General features: G+C 52.7%; 12 protein-coding genes. 10 read left to right on the forward strand and 2 right to left on the reverse strand.

Annotated elements, in window-relative coordinates; genetic code table 11:
* From GO984_RS23295 to GO984_RS00010, 4 genes are all read left to right on the forward strand, one after another.
* Positions 1-3,243 (forward strand): Ig-like domain-containing protein (locus GO984_RS23295; protein ID WP_167740153.1); only part of this gene is annotated, 3,243 nt, incomplete at its 5' end.
* Between the two features lie 486 nt (positions 3,244-3,729).
* Positions 3,730-4,104, forward strand: coding sequence for a hypothetical protein (locus tag GO984_RS23300; protein ID WP_167740154.1), 375 nt, complete (start codon positions 3,730-3,732; stop codon positions 4,102-4,104).
* 238 nt (positions 4,105-4,342) lie between these two features.
* A complete protein-coding gene (locus tag GO984_RS00005; protein ID WP_157020568.1) occupies positions 4,343-4,651 on the forward strand; it encodes a DUF4389 domain-containing protein in 309 nt (102 codons plus the stop codon).
* 70 nt (positions 4,652-4,721) lie between these two features.
* Complete coding sequence (locus GO984_RS00010) at positions 4,722-5,519, forward strand: M55 family metallopeptidase (protein ID WP_167740155.1); 798 nt, start codon at positions 4,722-4,724, stop codon at positions 5,517-5,519.
* Between the two features lie 155 nt (positions 5,520-5,674).
* Here GO984_RS00010 and GO984_RS23955 read toward each other — a convergent pair whose 3' ends face one another.
* Complete coding sequence (locus GO984_RS23955) at positions 5,675-5,899, reverse strand: AraC family ligand binding domain-containing protein (RefSeq protein WP_425339634.1); 225 nt, start codon at positions 5,897-5,899, stop codon at positions 5,675-5,677.
* A 192-nt stretch (positions 5,900-6,091) separates the two neighbouring features.
* Between GO984_RS23955 and GO984_RS00015 the strand changes: the two genes are divergently transcribed.
* Entirely contained in the window at positions 6,092-8,008 is a 1,917-nt protein-coding gene (locus tag GO984_RS00015) for a caspase family protein (protein WP_157020569.1), read from the forward strand.
* Between the two features lie 162 nt (positions 8,009-8,170).
* Here GO984_RS00015 and GO984_RS00020 read toward each other — a convergent pair whose 3' ends face one another.
* Entirely contained in the window at positions 8,171-10,372 is a 2,202-nt protein-coding gene (locus GO984_RS00020) for a vWA domain-containing protein (protein ID WP_157020570.1), read from the reverse strand.
* A 292-nt stretch (positions 10,373-10,664) separates the two neighbouring features.
* On the opposite strand from GO984_RS00020, the gene GO984_RS00025 reads away from it, so the two are divergent.
* The 5 genes from GO984_RS00025 to GO984_RS00045 all read left to right on the forward strand — a co-directional run bounded on the left by GO984_RS00025 (position 10,665) and on the right by GO984_RS00045 (position 17,567).
* Positions 10,665-11,240: a DUF2652 domain-containing protein gene (locus tag GO984_RS00025; RefSeq protein WP_157020571.1), complete on the forward strand. Its 576-nt coding sequence runs from the start codon at positions 10,665-10,667 to the stop codon at positions 11,238-11,240.
* A 640-nt stretch (positions 11,241-11,880) separates the two neighbouring features.
* On the forward strand, positions 11,881-12,294 hold the full coding sequence (locus GO984_RS00030) for an ester cyclase (RefSeq protein WP_157020572.1): 414 nt from the start codon (positions 11,881-11,883) through the stop codon (positions 12,292-12,294).
* 494 nt (positions 12,295-12,788) lie between these two features.
* Complete coding sequence (locus GO984_RS00035; protein WP_157020573.1) at positions 12,789-14,042, forward strand: S41 family peptidase; 1,254 nt, start codon at positions 12,789-12,791, stop codon at positions 14,040-14,042.
* A gap of 470 nt (positions 14,043-14,512) precedes the next feature.
* Positions 14,513-17,308, forward strand: a complete 2,796-nt coding sequence (locus GO984_RS00040; RefSeq protein ID WP_157020574.1) for a [protein-PII] uridylyltransferase family protein — start codon at positions 14,513-14,515, stop codon at positions 17,306-17,308.
* Complete coding sequence (locus GO984_RS00045) at positions 17,292-17,567, forward strand: hypothetical protein (protein ID WP_157020575.1); 276 nt, start codon at positions 17,292-17,294, stop codon at positions 17,565-17,567. The genes GO984_RS00040 and GO984_RS00045 overlap by 17 nt, the downstream gene beginning before the upstream one ends.
* Positions 17,568-17,673: the final 106 nt, after the last annotated feature.

Genomic DNA, 17,673 nt, shown 5'->3' on the forward strand with positions numbered 1-17,673 from the left:
ATTTCTGTTGGGGATGGGTTCAATCAGATTGAAGCTGGCAGCGGTGATGATCGGATTTCAGCTGGCGATGGTGAAAACTCGATCACGGCGGGTGAGGGTCGAAACCGCATTCAGGCCGGTGACGGGGACACTCAGGTTCATACTGGATCGGGTAGCGATGATATCCGCCTAGGTGATGGCGCCAATGATATCTGGTCCGAAGGCGGCGACAATAAGATCAGTAGCGGAGACGGCCATAACATCATTGTCACGCATGATGGCAAAGACAGTATCAAAGTCGGCAATGGCCTTAACGAAATCGATGCTGGCGAAGGGCACAACCGGATTGATGCCGGGAAGGGTGAGAACCGGATCACAACCGGCGATGGCAACGATACAATTCGCGTCAAAGGGCGAGAAAACACCATCGAGGCCGGGCATGGAAAGAACTCCATTACCGCAGGTGACGGCGATACCGAGGTCAAAACTGGTGATGGCAATGACACCATCAAACTGGGCGATGGGCTAAATTGGGTCCGGGACGAAGGTGGCGACAACCGGATTACAGTCGGGGACGGAACCGCCTTGATCGAGACGGCTGACGGTAAGGATGACATTCGTGTTGGGGATGGGTACGCCGACATTTCCACCAGTAATGGCGACAAAAAGATTTCCGGCGGCGATGGCAGCATGAGTGTTTTTGTAGGAAACGGTAGGAACACCATTACGCTGGGCGATGGTGACAACGAGGTGCATGCCGGCGATGGCAATAACCGGATCACCATTGGGGATGGATCCGGTTTTATATTTGTTGGCGACGGAAATAACAGCATCCGCACCGGCGATAGCAATAACCAGATTTCGGCGGGCAATGGCAACAATAAAATTTCTTCTGGCGACGGATACAATGAAATCATCACCGGCGACGGCAAAGATGACATCCGCGTCGGTGATGGTGACGGTGAAATCTATGCAGGCGCAGGCGATGATAAGATCCGCACCGGCGACGGTAATGCTGAAATCTGGGGGGACGAGGGCGACGACTCCATCCAGACTGGTGACGGAGATGACAAAATCCGGGGTGGTCAGGGCAATGACCAGATCTCGGCGGGTGATGGTTATGACACGGTCTATTACGCCGGTTCATTCAGTGATTACGTTCTTGAGGGGTCGCGCGAACGTATGCAGATCAGCTCTATCGGCGAAGGTGTTTCTGACGCAGGTATAGATCAGCTCCGAGATGTTGAGGCGATTTATTTCTGGGGTGATGGCACTCTGCTGGATCTCACCTGGGAGGGCGACCCGACGCTGGTTGAGGATCATGTATCAGCCCAAGGTGATGACCCTTTGATCATTTCCCTGTCGACGCTGCTGGAAAATGATGAGGGCCTGGGCGACCAACTGCCTGTATTTACGGTAAGCGAATACAGCACATCCGGCATTCGGGTGACCTATGATGGCGAGAATATCACCTACAACGCCGATGACGTGCTGCAGTACCTGGCTGAAGGCGAGCTGTTTGAAGACAGCTTTACCTATTCAGTGGTCGACCCATATGGCGAGGTTTTTGAAGCCGTAGTGAATGTTTCACTGACGGGGGAAAATGATGGCCCAGTTGCGAATGATGATTTGCTTATCGACGACACCGCGCCTGCGTACGCCGTTGAGCTTGGTGAAAGGGTCGTGGTCAACCAGGGTATGCAGGGGAGGCAGGCCGATCAATCTGTGGTCACCCTAAAGGACGGCGGCTATTTAGTCGTCTGGTACTCTAGGGGGTACTACGACCCAGACGTCAGTGTTGAGGACCGTCCAGCTGTTGGACTTTGGGTGCGTTCTTTTAGTGAAAACGGCGTCCCGACAAGTCATGACATTAATGTTAGTCAGGTGCCTGTATCTAATCAGACTGGACACGACATCGCTGTTTTGGAAAACGGCAATTATGTTTTGACCTGGCTTAGCGCTGACGAGACAGTTGGTGCGCCAGGGGAGGTGCGGCCATGGTGCGTCAAGGCAAGAGTATTTGAGGCTGATGGCACGTCGGTGACAAATGAGTTCCGTGTTTCTGAGGAATGGGGCAACCAGTGGTCTCACGTGAATTACCAAGATGTCGTGGAACTTGAAAATGGTGGATTTGCCGTCACGTGGAGGGTATCTGAATACACCTCTACGGGCAGCATTGACACTCCAATGGCTTCGGTATTTGACAATGAAGGGCAGCCTGTTCGCGAGCAATTTGCGCTCACAGAAGATTCAGAAAATCTATATGGAGCCCCCAGCATGGTTGCACTGCCTGATGGTGGGTTTGCCATCGTCCAAGCATACGGTACGGACGTACAATATCGCCATGACATAAACATCGATTTCTATGATGACGCCGGAATTTTGACATCTACCTATGCAATAACCGACAATGCTTCTGAAGCTGTTGAGAACCGAACTCCAACGGCTAAGGTTGGCCCAAATGGAGAAATTCTAGTCACCTGGCTTAGGCTTGATTACCGAAATACGGAAGATCTGGGTTACTACGCTACGATACTTAACGCTGATGGTACCGAAGCAGTGGGTGAGTTCCGGCTAGATCAATCGTCAGATCCATATACTATGCCAGACACAACATGGCTGGATGATGGTCGATTTGTTGTGACTTGGACCACATCCACAGCTAGTCAAATAGACGAAGTGCGCGCGCGGGTTTTCAATCCGGACGGAAGCGAAAATAGCTCCGTTTTCGTAGTTTACGAAGATCCCAATAGTTCGGGACCCGCGGTGCCCTCAGTTACGACCTTGGACGGCGATCGGATTGTGGTTACATGGTATCAAGAGCGTTATTTCGAGACGGGGGTAGGAGGTACCGACATCCTCTCTCGTGTTGTTGACGTGAATGGAGACATTTACAGCGCGGTTTACACAGATGAAGATAGCCCGGCGGTAATCGACATTGCAGAGCTACTTGGGAACGACAGTGATGTAGAAGGCGATGAGTTTATCTTCTCGCTGGCGAGCGCCACCAGTGAACACGGGGCCACGGTGACCTATGATGCGGAAACTGGCGCGCTGACATATGACGCGACACAGGCCGCTGATATTCAGGCTTTGAACGGTGGCCAAGCGATGGAAGATAGCTTTGTCTATACTATTTCGGACGGGCATGGCGGCATCGATCAGGCGACTGTTACCATCGTTGTCGCTGGCGTGGATGAGGCTACCCCGATCGCTTCAGATCTGGCGCTTACACCGCCCGTGATCGACGATATCTGGGGGTAAAAACGAATTGCTCCAACGCGGTTGCCCTAGCATCATGCAACGAGCCGCTTGGGGCATGAACCTGCCGTTAGACATGGTTGGGACAAACGACCGCAGTGCGTTGGTCCTGGCTGCCTAACACACCTGGCGCCCTTACTTAGAAAAGGTGGCTTACTGCGCGCAGCGGCCGTCAATGCTGATTGCAGCCAATGTTGGCAATCTACCCCTATGCTGGATCTTACGCCTGCGCTGTGCAAAAACGTTTCCCACTTCCAGCGTTTAGATGAAGCAGGCACTTAACTCTATGACATTGATTGTTTGGAACTAATTCTCTTCTGGGAAGCGGTGTCGGAACTGGGCGCAGGATTTCCCAGTTTCGACACCCGGAATCTGCACATTTGGCAAGATCAAGACATGGGTGAAATGGCCAATCAGCTTTATTTGTAAGGCTGTTAAGGAGGGCAGGACAAGTTGCAAGAATGGGTGTCTCAATATTGGCCGACTGGCATGAAAACTCCGTTTCTCGCCGCTTTGAAGGACACCCGCCAAATCTGTCCAGAACGCGGTTTGCCGTTACGATACTCTCTATTTATTGGGGTAAATCCGGCTTTTTCTGCCATCCTCTGGGCTCTTCTGTTTACTGCAATAATAATCCAACAACACGGGACAGAGTTTCTTGCAATCTTGGACATAGAAAGTTGCAGAAACTCGTTTTTGAGTTCTAGGACACCCTTGCGCGATATTGATCGCCTGCCATTCCAAGTTTTCAAAAGTTGTCAATTTGACCCCGTCTGCGTGGGCGAGTGCTGCATTTTCGCTGAAACTGCTTCTGGTCAAATTGAAACCCAGACACTCCTGTCCAGCCTTAGCGTTCCTCGGTAAAAATGGAAAAAGTGCATGGGCGGGGTATGCGATGCGCGGCTTAGGTCGGACGTTTCACAAATAGAAATAACATTTTTTGAAGTCGGGGCGGCTCTGAAACCTAGCAACTGGATGTTGATCTCCATTCCACGCGCGTCAAAATTCATCTAACGTCTGCGGTGACCAAGGCTGGTCTGCCAACTGGGGCCAGTAACGATTTGTTTAATGCTCGCCGCAATTTGAAAATACAGGGATACAAATGGCTGAATCTGACGAAGAAAAAGTAGCCGGGCGCCTTCATGGTGAACAGTTCGAGCCCGAGAAGGAGGAAAATATTTTGGCCCGGCTGGTCTACATGCTGCTGATCGCAGTCATGATATCTCTTGCCCAAACGGTTCTGGGGGCGGCTACCGTGTTGCAGTTTATTGTCATGTTGACCAACAACAAGCAACCGAATGAACGGCTTGCCGATTTTGGAACCGATCTGGGAATATGGATTGCAAAAGCGGCGCGTTTCCAAACTGCTGCGAGCAACGTTAAGCCATGGCCCTGGACGGAGCTGGATTAAACCCCGGATGCCAGAGCTATTTGCTTTGCATCCGCTGGAAGGCCATGGGCAGAATTGAAGGATAAACAGAGTGAAAGTTTTTATTAGCGCTGATATTGAAGGCACCGCTGGAATAGCCAGCTGGGACGAGGCACGCAAAAGCGGCCCCGACTATGGTGAGTTTCGCGAGTACATGAGCGCCGAAGTCGCGGCGGCTTGCGAAGGTGCTTATGCTGCGGGCGCCCGTGAAGTTGTGGTGAAAGATGGCCATGAAACCGCGCGCAACATCATTTCCGCACGGCTGCCTGATTATGTTACGATTATCCACGGTTGGCCTGGAAACCCACATTCGATGATGTGCGGTCTTGACGAGAGTTTCGACGCAGCACTTTTTACAGGCTACCACGCCAAAGCCGGCAGTTCAGCCAACCCTCTTGCACATAGTTTCAACGGGAGGATCTCTCGGTTTTATTTCAATGGAGAGCTGTCTTCTGAGTTCACACATAACGCCCACATTGCAGCGTATCACCACGTGCCATCAGTTTTTATATCCGGAGACCATGGCATTTGCGGTGACGCCTCATCACTTGTCCCCAATATCCGAACTGTACCTGTCTCCAAAGGAATTGGACCTGCCTCTGCCTCAATGACACCACAGCGGGCTTGCTCTGAAATTCGCGCTGGTGTTGAAGCTGCGTTAAAAGGTGATCTCTCGTCCTGTATGCTGACCATGCCAGATGAGGTGGACATGCAGATCGAATATTCAAACCCAACTGAGGCCTACCGATGTAGCTGGTATCCGGGTGCCGAGCTGATGTCTGACTGCCGACTGCGGTTCCGCCACAAAGATTTTTTTGAAGTTATGCGAGCATTTCGGTTTATCGGATAAAGATCGGCTATCCCACTTTCGCACCCTTTTTGACTTGGCATCTACATCGTCAGGTGTTTTTCGGCTAGATATCCAACCACGCGAGGCGCGTGCGCCTGTAAAACACAGGTGTCAGCCCTGTAAGTCTTTTGAAATTCCGTGACATGTGAGCCTGGTTAGCGAAGCAGGTTAAATAGGAGACTTCTACGGTAGGATGGCCGCGAGACAGAATTCTTCTCCAGTGGCTCACCCGCGTGCACTTCGCAGGGTGGTCTCGCGAACAACACGCCACGACCACCCAGATGGGGCTCGCCGCGATATCGGATACCTTGGGTCCCGTCATCCGCCAGCGATAACGTCAAACCGCCATGTCTGTGACTAGCTTGGTGTTGTGGGTACAAACGGTAGCGGCACCCGACAGCTACTCCAAAGTGCGCGTTCCGCTGATTGGGATACGTGATCCAGTATGTCCCTCCCAGTTTAGTTCATCCGGACCTGGGAGCATAACTGTTGTTGCAGCGCATCTGAGCACTAACCTTATCAATAGATCTGCAACATAGGAAAATTGGATCAATAAAAACGAGGCCGGTTTTGTGATTTATAAACTCCGTATCCTGGCATTTATACTGGTTTTATCAGCTGGCGTCGTCCCAAGAGCAATTTTGGCTGAAAGCCGCATCGCGCTGGTTGTAGGTAATGGAAGCTACAGCTCAGTATTGCCCTTAGATAACCCCGAAAATGATGCAACGCTAATTGCAGAAACTCTTGTGGACCTAGGATTTGCTGTCACACTTCTGATTGATGCAAGCCAAGCTGAATTGAGACAAGGGATTTCCCAATTTGGCAGTGATCTACGCAAGGCCGGGCAGGCTGGGACCGGGCTATTTTACTATGCGGGTCACGCTCTACAATCCTTTGGCAATAATTACTTATTGCCTGTTGATGCCAGCCTAACCGACGCGGCTGATTTGGGCCTGGTGGCGATAGAGGCTGAGTCTGTTTTACGGCAAATGTATTCCGCTAAAAATCGTACAAATATCGTCATATTGGATGCTTGTCGCAACAACCCGTTTAAGACCATTCCGGAGTTCAGTGACAATGGTTTGGCCGAAATGAAGGCACCTGCGGGCACCTTTCTGGCCTATGCAACCGAACCCGGTGGTGTTGCGCTTGACGGATTAGGCGATAACAGCCCGTTTACCCAAGTTTTGGCCCGCGAAATGATGACACCCGGCGCCCCGGTTGAACAGGTTTTTAAGAATGTCCGTGTGGCTGTACAGGCCCTTACCAATCAACAACAGACCCCTTGGGACACGTCTTCCTTGATCAGTGATTTTACGTTTGCTGTCGCAGAAGATCTCAGCTCTGAAGACAGGGCCGAATTGCAATTGTGGAACGCTGATCGGTCAGCCCGGGATTTGGCGCAGGTGAAGTTGTTTCTGGAAGCATATCCCCAAAGTCGTTACGCGCCGGATGGTCAAAAACTACTTGCTGCGCTGACGGAAGGGACGCTGTCGGAATTCGCCGACACAGAGCAAACAACGGTGGGACGAGCTGCTGACCCGCCCGTAGATGAGCGTTTGTCGAACGTACAAAGTTGGATGTTCCAGCTTCAAGAACTGGATGAAGACGGTGCTGTCGAAGCTTTGGCTGCAACGGCCTATGACATGTTCATTATCGAAGCAGGGTATAATTTTTCTGATTGGTCCTACAATACCCCGCAAATCATAGATCAGCTAAAAGAAAAGCCAGATGGGAGCCCGAGGGTATTGATTGCCTATGTTGATATTGGGCAAGCAGAAGACTACCGGGCTTATTGGCAGGATGACTGGGTCGCGCCCACAAAAACCAGCCGAGGATACCCGAGCTTTCTGATTACGATTGATCCTGACGGGTGGTCAGGAAATTTTCCCGTCGCCTATTGGGAGGAAGACTGGCAATCGCTTTGGCTAGGGTCAAACGGGATTATTGCGGATCTCGCAAGGTATGGCTTTGACGGTGTTCTTCTGGATTGGGTTGAAGCCTATGATGATGACCTGGTTCGCAAGGCCGCCAAAGAGGCTGGCGTTTCTCCTGAACTTTCGATGATCGCATTTATTGAGAAACTCGGGGAGGCCGGAAAAGCAGTTGACCCAAACTTTCTGGTGGTTGCCCAGAACGCCATTTATCTTATCGATACTGATCCTGACCGATACACAAGCTCCATTGATGCGTTGGCGGTTGAAGACACTTGGTTTCACGGGTGGGGTGACAGTGACTGGGATGATCCAGACGGGGGGGATCAGCAATACCGTCACGATGATGAATATTCGACCAACGCGCGGTTTGCGCAAATCGCTCTGTACCAGAAAGTGGGATTACCTGTTTTTTCCGTAGACTATGCGCTCGATAAAAATAACGTTTCAAGGGTATACAGCGAGGCTAGTAATCACGGCTTTGTTTCACTTGTAACGCGCGTGGCACTTTCTAAGCTGACCGAAACACCGCCACCAAGGCTTGCATCCGATTAGATGGCATCACGCAATTCTGCCTGCTTTGGCTTCACTGTCGCCACTTGCTGGTGTGTATGTAGCACGCTTGGATGGCATTGATCCCTTGGCGCAGGTCGCACAAACGGCTGCTGTCAGCCCGCCTAGGGCCATCATCGGGCGTCGACTACCGGTCCTGTGGATCTAGCGGACAGCCAGCGGTGCAGTGGCAATAACTCTTCTATCAGCGCTCATAACATATCGAACTTCATAGCTACCCGGTTTACCCGGTACGTTGATCGTCAGCGGCGAACCATTTTTGGTGTAAGAATAAGTCTGGTCGTTTTCGCCCGGCCCACCAATTGCAATGATATCACCTCGATAGTCCGGACCACTCCATATGACTTCGATCTTTCCTCCCGCCGATGCGCTGGGCGGTGCTGACAAGGTGGCAGTTACCTCTGTCACGGTGATTTCTGATTTCGCCAGTGACTTTCGTTCGGTTCCGGCCAGATACTTCACAACGTAGTCACCGGGCAGCGCAGGAAGAGTGAGGTCGAGTGGTGTCCCACTTTTGGTGTAGCTGTAGTTCAGATAGCTGCGATCCGGTTCATCGGTTTTGCTGACGACAATGATATCCCCTTTGTAATCCGGGCCCTGCCAATCAATTTGAATGGTGCTGCCAGCAGGCGCTGTCTCAGGGGCTGTCAGGCTGGCACCAATCTCAGTCACTTCGATTTCAGTTGTCGCCTGCACAACGCGATCTTGTCCGAGAATGTAACGGATTTCATATCGCCCGGGCTTTAGCGGCAATGTCAGGTCAAGCGGTGAACCTTGTTTGGTGTAAGTATAGGAGAGGTATTTCCTATTGTCGGCTCCGATTTCGGCCACCGCTATGATATCACTCCGATAATCCGGTCCGATCCAATCGACCTGCACGTCACTGCCTGCGGGTGCTGACGCGGGACCGCTCACTGAATACTGCAAACCAGTCACTGTCACCGGCACACGGGCCAGCATTCGGTTTTTCTGGCTCATTCGATAGACGATTTCATAATCGCCGGGATCTGGTGGCAGCATGAGTTCTGCCGGTGATCCATGTTTGGTATATACATAGTTGATCAGTTGATCCGTCCCCGGTTCGGTGACTGCGATCACATCACTTTTGTAATCTGGACCCCTCCAATCGATTAGCACTGAGGCGCCAGCGGGCAGGGTGTCTGGTGGTGTAACCGAGGCCTCAACCGGGGTGACTGTGATAGTCTGAGTGGCCAGCACCTTGCGATGATCACTTGATACATATCGTAGCTCGTATGCACCTTCCTCCGAAGGCATCATCAGATCCAGAAGAGGACCGTGTTTTGTATAGGTGTAGTTGATCCAAGGGGATGAGGTTTCCGGGTCGGCGACGGAAATCAGATCACCCTTTTGGTCTGGTCCAGACCAGCGCACTTGTATCGTGGAACCGGCAATTGCGGTTGCAGGCCCTTCGATCGTGGCCGAAGGACGAAACTCTGGCAGCTCCAACACGACCTGTTTGTCTACAGACCCGATGCCAAACCGTTTTTCCACCGTTTCCTCATCAGCGATTCTGAGGACCGAGATTACGTATTCGCCGCGGTCCAGTTCGGTCCTGATGTCCGCAACTGCCTGGTTTTCGAGAATTGTCCCGTCTGGTGAGGTCAGGTTCCAGATCAAACCTTCGGTGATACGTGGGCCATTGCGCCCATCAATTGCATGAGCACGCAGGCTAACGGGATCAGGCTCTGGTTCTGGGGCTGGCGTAGCTATCACCGCTAGTGCAGTGCTTAGCTCAGCAGCAGTATCCGCCGTTCTGAACGTGCCGCCGGTTTCTTCGGCCAGACACCGCATCTGGGCAATTGCTTCGGGATCTCCGATATTGAACCCGACAACATGGGCGGTGAAATCAACACCTGACTCTTCTAGCGCACGTGCTGCGGCGCACGGGTCTGGATTGCAGGTTTCAATCCCGTCAGAGACTAGGATAACTGTGGCCTTCTCCTCGGTATAACGCAGTGCTTCGGCGGCGTTGATAACCGCGTCCGTCATTGGCGTTTTCCCTTTGGGCTTGATCGAATTTACCGCTTCGACGATCGCGCCGCGTTGATCAACCTCAGGGGGGATGATCGTTTCGATGTCACTGCAATCCCCCTTGCGGCGATGACCATAGACCGTCAGCCCGAGTTCCTGGTTGTCAGGCAGTGTCTTGATCAACTCTCCAACCACGTCCTGGGCGATTGAAATCTTGGCCGTACCGTCGATCTGCCCCCACATCGAACCCGATCCATCAAGTACCAAAATGGCTCGCGACTGCTCTTGTGCGGTGCTTGCTGATGGCGCGATAACGAATAATGCAGTGACGACAGCAAGAAGTAATCTGATCATGTCCTCAGTCCTTTTGCATAGCAAAACAGAGAGATTGCGGTAGGAATTTGCCGACCAAGTGTGGTTGGGCTCTCACCGTTTGGTCGTCGTTAATTGGCAAAGCACGAACTTCTGTCTAGGTTTCAAGCCAGAATTCAGGTGCAACCACGGACAAACCGTAACAGGTGCTCCGATCTGCAATCAAATAGATGGCCTTTCCCCAAATTCAATCCAGTTCAGTTCCTCAGGTAAGCATTGCAACGCCTGAAGCGCCTAAGGAGGCTGTCCGATAACCACACAAAACGGCTATCTATTGATCGCTGATATTTCCGGCTACACCCAGTTTCTGACATCTTCTGAACTTGAGCATGCGAACCCAATTTTGCAGTCATTGCTAAGTGCTATGGTCGAACAGGTCGGCGAACCGCTACAGTTCTGGAAAATGGAAGGCGACGCGGTACAGGCCTATTCAACACAGCAGGGCTTTCCCACTGGCGAGACTTTTCTGGCCACCTGTGGGAACCTCTACAATGCCTTTGCGACCCGCCGGCAGAACATCATCGCCAACACCACTTGCACCTGTCAGGCCTGCGCCAATGTGACTGGATTGGACCTAAAGATCATTGACCACCACGGGGAATTCGAAGAGATGCAAGTTGGCCCAATGAAAGACATCTCGGGGGCGGATGTGATATTGGTTCACCGGATGACAAAGACCGATGTTGGCTCCGTCACAGGCATCCGCAGTTACGCCCTGTTCAGTGAGGCGGCGGTGAGGGCCATGGATATCGAAGATGCGCTGGTCCCGTATTCCCACCCCTTTGAGCACTTTGGCGAGGTTTCGATGCAGGTCTATGATCGGGCAAAGCCTGGGAGAGCTTCCGCGTAGCTGTGAACATTTTTTCTTGGAAGAAACGGATGGCGTCTGGATCTACCATCGCCATTTTGATCTGCCGATTGTCGCAATCTGGGATGCCTTGACCGCCCCGGAACTTAAACAACGCTGGATGGACGGTATGATATCGGTGACGGTCGAACGACCAAAAGGACGTATTGGCGCCGGATCAGGATATCATTGTGCCCACAAAGCTGCCGACTTTCGTTATTGGGTCACGGATTGGGAACCCTTTGAATATTTTCCACGCGTATCCACGATCCGGGCCGGGAGAGCATCAGTAAGCCTGAGACGTACCAGCTGAAACCAACCAGTACAGGAACTGACTTTCGCTACACCATTGGCCAGGCCCATGATGCCGAGGGAAATCGTTCTAAGATTTCGGAACAGGAGGCTGTTGGTTTTCTTTCGGAATTCTGGCCGGTTTGCTTCGATGAAATGGAAGCACTGCTCCGCAATGTTGAATAGTCATTGATCCATATAGCTGGGATTGAGTGTTGCCCAAGCCAGTTGAGCCACTGGCTGTCCGCCGGGACAAGACTTTAAAAACCGTTGGTATGGCGATCCGTTAAAAGTGAGCTATCTTTGATCGATCCAGCCAATTACTGGCTGTGTTATCAAACCGGAGGTCTCCATGACACTTAAGCAATCCGCTCAACAGTTCTTTGATGCATGTGAGACTGGAAAAGGGTGGGAGATCTGCAAGCAATGGTGCCACGCCCAAGCGACGTTTTCAGCACAGGCTGATGCCCTTGCAGAGGTCTCGACGCTCGAAGGTTATACCGATTGGATGAAGGGGTTGCTGACACCAATGCCGGATGGGCACTACGAATTGAAATCCTTTGCCGTGGATGATGAACGAGGCAATGTGATGGCTGCAGCAGTGTTCCACGGGACCCATACCGTTGATGCCGGGTCAGGTGCGCCAACGGGCAAATCCGTTTCTGCCGACTATGTTTATGTGATGGATTTCGACGGTGAGAAAATCAAACACATGACCAAGATCTGGAATGATGGCCACTCTCTGAAACAACTCGGATGGGCGTAACAAGCATATTGAGACACTGAGCGCAGGCCCCGACCAATTGTCCATTTACGATGGCTGGATTTGGTTTGCCCGGTGTCCGCTCTTACAACGATTGGCTCCTCTCACAGGCAGACGCAGATACCCATTGTAGGGCATGTTTGAAAACCGGTTAGAGCAGGAACCATTTCTCCAGTCTGCTCCCCGCCCATTCTGTTAAAATTCCCTACCAACGGCATCGTTCTCAGGGCGCGCTAGGACGGTGAATGCAATACACCGTTCAGATAACATTTTTCGAATGTAATTGTTCGCGAACAATAGTTTATCAACGGTGCCTTTTCACTGCACATAACCGCGGGTCACCTTCCGCTTGCAGCAAATGTTGCAATTCTAGTATTGGCAAATTGAGTGCTAAAAGAATTTTTTTGTAAGGCAATGTAGTGCGAAATTTACTTAGGCTATCTGGTTCTGCGTTGGCCCTCTTATTTTTGGGTTTTGGTCTAAGCTGGCTTTGGGTGATGCCCAAGGGCGAGCTGAAAGGGGTTTGGCAGTCTGACGGCTATGGGCTGGTAATCGACGTTGGTTCACTTTGGATTGATGTCTATGAACAGACCAAGGTCAGCTGTTTGCATCAGTCACGCATACCGTCACATCTGAGCCTGGTGAACTGGCTTGAAGATGTGACGTTTGGGATGGAGGAAGACCGGCTGCGTCTTGATGTGTCTGGTGTGCTTAATCCGATCATGGCGGATGGGATCCCGGTTCTTCCAGATCTCTGCCATACAGCAACGCCCAAAGCCCCCGGTACTACACAAGAGAATTTTGACGTGGCCTGGCAGGTTATGCAGGAGCATTATGCTTTCTTCGATTTACATGGAGTAGATTGGAGCGAAAAGCGTAAGACGCTGCGGCCTTCTGTGGATGCTGTTCTGGACGACACCGCGTTATTTGCCCTGCTGAGCAAGCTTTTAACCGGGCTAGACGACGGCCATACCTATATCCAAACGCCCGGTGACGGGTTCTCCCCCGAGTTGACCGACCCATGGCATGCCGAGCGTGTTGCGTTTTCAAAGGTAACTGCAGGGGCAGTTCGTGAAGGGCTGACCAAAGTAGACGGAAGCCAACTTAGCTATGGTTGGTTGACGCCGGAGATTGGGTTTATCTCATTTGCGGGGATGTCAGTTGCCTCTGTTAACGGCCACACCGACTCGGTTGTAGCGACCAGGGCCTTCGCTGTTGTTGCACAGGAATTGGCAGCGGCAAAGGCCATCGTGTTGGATATACGGTTCAACCCTGGTGGGTCAGATGACGTTGCACTGGCCTATGCCAGTTTTTTCGTAGATGGAGGCGTTCCCGCCTTTACCAAATCCACGCGTAACGTATCCGGTTATACATCACCATTTACCGCAATGATCCCAGACACGCCCATTTCATTCGATCAGCCCAGCCTGCTTCTTACCAGTAACTATAGTGCAAGTGCGGCTGAGATATTCGCCCTCGCGATGCAGCCATTGGAGCACGTTCAAAGTCTGGGCACCACAACATCAGGTGGATTGTCAGATATCATGGAGGTCAGCTTACCTAATGGGTGGCAACTCGGATTTTCGCATCAGCGCTACCTAACGCTTGATGGCGTCCTTTATGAAGGCCTTGGCGTTCCGGCGCATTGGCCCCGTGCGATGGATGTCAGCGGGTTTCGCGCAGGCAACGACAGCCTGTTGGAAGAGGCAAAGCAGCGTCTTACGGCACAGATTTCCGTCTCTTCGGACTGATTTTATTGAGGTTAGGCTCCCCGAAGACGTGATCCGAATGCAGTTTAATGCGTTTGCGTAAGGCACGTCGATGGATGGCGTCGGCCACTCGATGACAATTTCATCTGGGTGTGGAACTGGGGGGCGGCAGGGCATGACCCTGAACAAAGGCGCGCGACCCAAGGTGTGAGAGCAAATGTGCCAAATCAAGAAGAGAAGGTGCGGTTGCAACAGTCATAAGGCAGATCAATAAAATAAATAAAGAGGGGACACTGTAGAAACGGTGTGGCTTACTAAATCAGTCAGATACCGAATATCCCAAGTACCAAAAAAGCTTTCTGCCTTGCGTTTGTTACAACCGCACCAAACATTTAGCCTTAAAGTTGACCATAGGGTATGCGGGTATTCCTGACCTTTTGAAGACGGTAGTTTTGAGCCATAGTTTCGTTTGATGCATTGACGCGGCAGAGCTGTCGGAACAGTCTGCCGATATGAAAAACTCTTTGACCATTCTCCGCCTGCCACGCCCATTTGATCCTGAACTTGGGGCGGACGCCCGTGCTCAGGTTCCTGCTCTGGACGGCGATCTGGCGGCGCTTGTGTACGGCGCAGCCGGGTCAAGCCCTTACCTGAAAGAGTTGATCGGGCGCGAGGCCAGCTGGCTGGAAGAGGCGTTGGATGACCCTCAGCTTGCAATGACACAAGTGTTTGATGCCTGTCGTGCTCTGGCCCCAGATCAGATGAAACCGGGATTGCGACAGGCCAAACGAAGGGTGGCACTACTGACGGGTTTGGCCGATTTGGGCGGCGGCTGGAGTTTGGAACGGGTGACCGGTGCACTAACCGACTTTGGCGCGCTGGCAGCAGATGTGGCGATTAAAGCAGAGATTGCAACCTTGATCCGCCGAAAGAAACTGCCGGGTATGGTTGAAGATGACATTGCCACGGCTGCGGGCCTTAGCATTCTGGCGATGGGCAAGATGGGCGCACATGAGCTGAACTATAGTTCAGACATCGATATGATCTGCCTGTTTGATGAAAGCCGGTTTGATCCCGATGATTTTTTTGAAGTCCGTCAGGGGATGGTGCGTGCGACGCGCAATATGTGCGCAACGCTGAGTGACCGAACGGCTGATGGCTATGTCTTTCGCACCGATCTGCGCCTGCGTCCAGATCCTGCCGTTACACCTGTGTGTCTGGCAATGGAAACAGCAGAGCGTTATTACGAAAGTCTGGGCCGCACCTGGGAGCGTGCCGCGTACATCAAAGCCCGCGCCTGTGCCGGAGATCTGGCGGCGGGTGAGCGATTTTTGAAAACACTTCGCCCCTTTGTGTGGCGCCGCCATCTAGATTTTGCGGCCATTCAGGACGCCCATGACATGCGGCTTAGAATACGCGAGAACAAAGGGACGGGTGGAGCCATCGAGGTCCCCGGCCACGACATGAAACTGGGTCGCGGTGGAATCCGGGAGATCGAATTCTTTACTCAAACCCGGCAGTTGATAGCAGGCGGGCGCGACGAAGGGCTGCGCCTGCGCGGTACGGTAGAGGGGCTGGCAGCATTGGCTGACCGGGACTGGATACCAGAAGAGGTTGCGGTGAAACTGACCGATCATTATTGCGCGCATCGCGAGGTCGAGCACCGCATCCAGATGGTACATGATGCCCAAACACATCAAATGCCAAAGTCAGAGGATGGGCTGGCACGCGTGGCATGTTTGATGGGCCGCGATGTCGAAGACTTGAAGGAAGAGATCAAGGAACGTCTGAGCGAAGTTCATGTACTGACCGAAGACTTTTTTGCACCCGGGCCTGATGCCAATCATGTTGCACTGTCCCATGATCTAAACGGCGATATCATCGCGCGCTGGCGCACCTATCCTGCGTTGCGATCCGCGCGAGGTGCGCGGATTTTCGAAAGGCTCAAACCTGAACTGCTGTCACGGTTGAATAAAACCGCGAAACCGGCAGAGGCACTGGTGGCCCTGGATGGATTTTTGGCAGGGTTGCCCGCAGGGGTGCAACTGTTTTCCTTATTGGAAGCCAACCCTCAACTGATTGACCTGTTGGTCGATATCGCGGGCACCTCTCCAGCACTTGCCAGCCATCTATCACGCAATTCAGGCGTGTTCGATGCGGTGATTGGTGGGTCGTTTTTTGATGCCTGGCCTGGAGTTGAGGCGCTGGGGCATGAACTGGCAACCATCCTGGCACAGGAAACGGACTATGAGACGCAGTTAGACGCTGCCCGGCGCTGGTGTAAGGAATGGCATTTCCGGATAGGAGTACATCACCTTCGCGGCCTGATAGGTGCACCTGACGCTGGGCGTCAGTATGCTGAATTGGCAGAGGCGGTGATTGTCGCAATTTGCCCCGTGGTGGTAGCACAGTTTGCCATCAAACATGGACCTCCTCCCGGACGCGGGGCTGCGGTTTTGGCCATGGGCTCATTAGGGGCCGGGAGGATCAATGCGCAATCTGACCTTGATGTCATTGTGATCTACGACCCGCAAGCGGAAGACACCTCTGACGGTAAACGTCCACTGGCAACACGTCCCTATTACTCCAGACTGACCCAGGCCCTGATCACTGCTCTGGCCGCCCCGATGTCGCAAGGACGCTTGTACGAGGTTGACATGCGGTTGCGGCCTTCCGGCTCAAAAGGGCCGGTGGCCACCAGTTTTACCAGCTTCATACACTATCAGAAAAACGAAGCCTGGGTCTGGGAACATCTGGCTCTCACCCGCGCCCGTGTTGTGGCTGGGGCCACAGGTCTTGCGCGCGATATTGAAACGTTTCGAAGCTCCGTCCTGTCGACACCAAATGACCAAAATAGGGTTCTGGCTGAGGTGGCTGAAATGCGCGCCCGTCTGGCCGCGGCCAAAAAGCCCGCTGGGATTTGGGATGCCAAGGTTGGTGGCGGCCGGATGATGGATATCGAATTGATGTCACAGGTTGGGGCGCTGTTGTCGGGCAACCCGGCGCAGAATGTCAGCGCAGGATTAAGGGGCACAGTCGCAAGTGGCTGGCTGAGCGTCGCTGAGGCGACACAGTTGCAGGAAGCTTATGATCTATTCTGGTCGGTGCAGACAGCAACACGCTTGTTGTCTGCGACCGGGATAAACACCTCCAATCTGGGCGAGGGCGGAGCACAGTTCCTGTGTCTCAGCACTGGCTTTGACAATCTGGAGGCATTGCAGAATAGCTTGGATGTAAGATACCAGGCCTGCGACGACCTGATTACCCAGGCCTTGGAGCGGGAGAGTGCGGATGTTGGGCAAGACTGAATTGGACCCCAAGTCTCTGATGTATGAGGCGTATCGGATAGATGGGATTACCCCTTCACAATGTCGCAGCATTTTTCTGGATTGGGCGCTTTGCCTGCCTGCGGGGCAGAACAACCGTGATGCGATTCAGGTGATGCTGGATCGATATGGAACAAACAATCCTGACCATCCAATGAGTCTGGTCTTGCGACAGGGGCTAGAGGGTTCTGTAACTCCTAAACGGCGTGGAGGATGGCGTGGGCGGGAACGCCCCCAGTAACCCAGACTGGCAGATATCTATCTCTCAATTGCGCTCAGTGGTGTTGTCGGCCCCGGGACTGAAAGTTTTAGATCACGACACATCTTACCGTCGTCATTTGCAGGCA

It is taken from the genome of Parasedimentitalea huanghaiensis, assembly GCF_009753675.1.
Lineage (GTDB): Bacteria > Pseudomonadota > Alphaproteobacteria > Rhodobacterales > Rhodobacteraceae > Parasedimentitalea > Parasedimentitalea huanghaiensis.

Bases quoted from the DNA above. Each gene is read 5' to 3' on its own strand.
- GO984_RS00045 (WP_157020575.1), top strand. From the start codon at position 17,292: ATGTTGGGCAAGACTGAATTGGACCCCAAGTCTCTGATGTATGAGGCG.
- GO984_RS00005 (WP_157020568.1), top strand. From the start codon at position 4,343: ATGGCTGAATCTGACGAAGAAAAAGTAGCCGGGCGCCTTCATGGTGAA.
- GO984_RS00020 (WP_157020570.1), bottom strand. From the start codon at position 10,372: ATGATCAGATTACTTCTTGCTGTCGTCACTGCATTATTCGTTATCGCG.
- GO984_RS00030 (WP_157020572.1), top strand. From the start codon at position 11,881: ATGACACTTAAGCAATCCGCTCAACAGTTCTTTGATGCATGTGAGACT.
- GO984_RS23300 (WP_167740154.1), top strand. From the start codon at position 3,730: ATGAAAACTCCGTTTCTCGCCGCTTTGAAGGACACCCGCCAAATCTGT.
- GO984_RS00035 (WP_157020573.1), top strand. From the start codon at position 12,789: ATGCCCAAGGGCGAGCTGAAAGGGGTTTGGCAGTCTGACGGCTATGGG.
- GO984_RS00040 (WP_157020574.1), top strand. From the start codon at position 14,513: ATGAAAAACTCTTTGACCATTCTCCGCCTGCCACGCCCATTTGATCCT.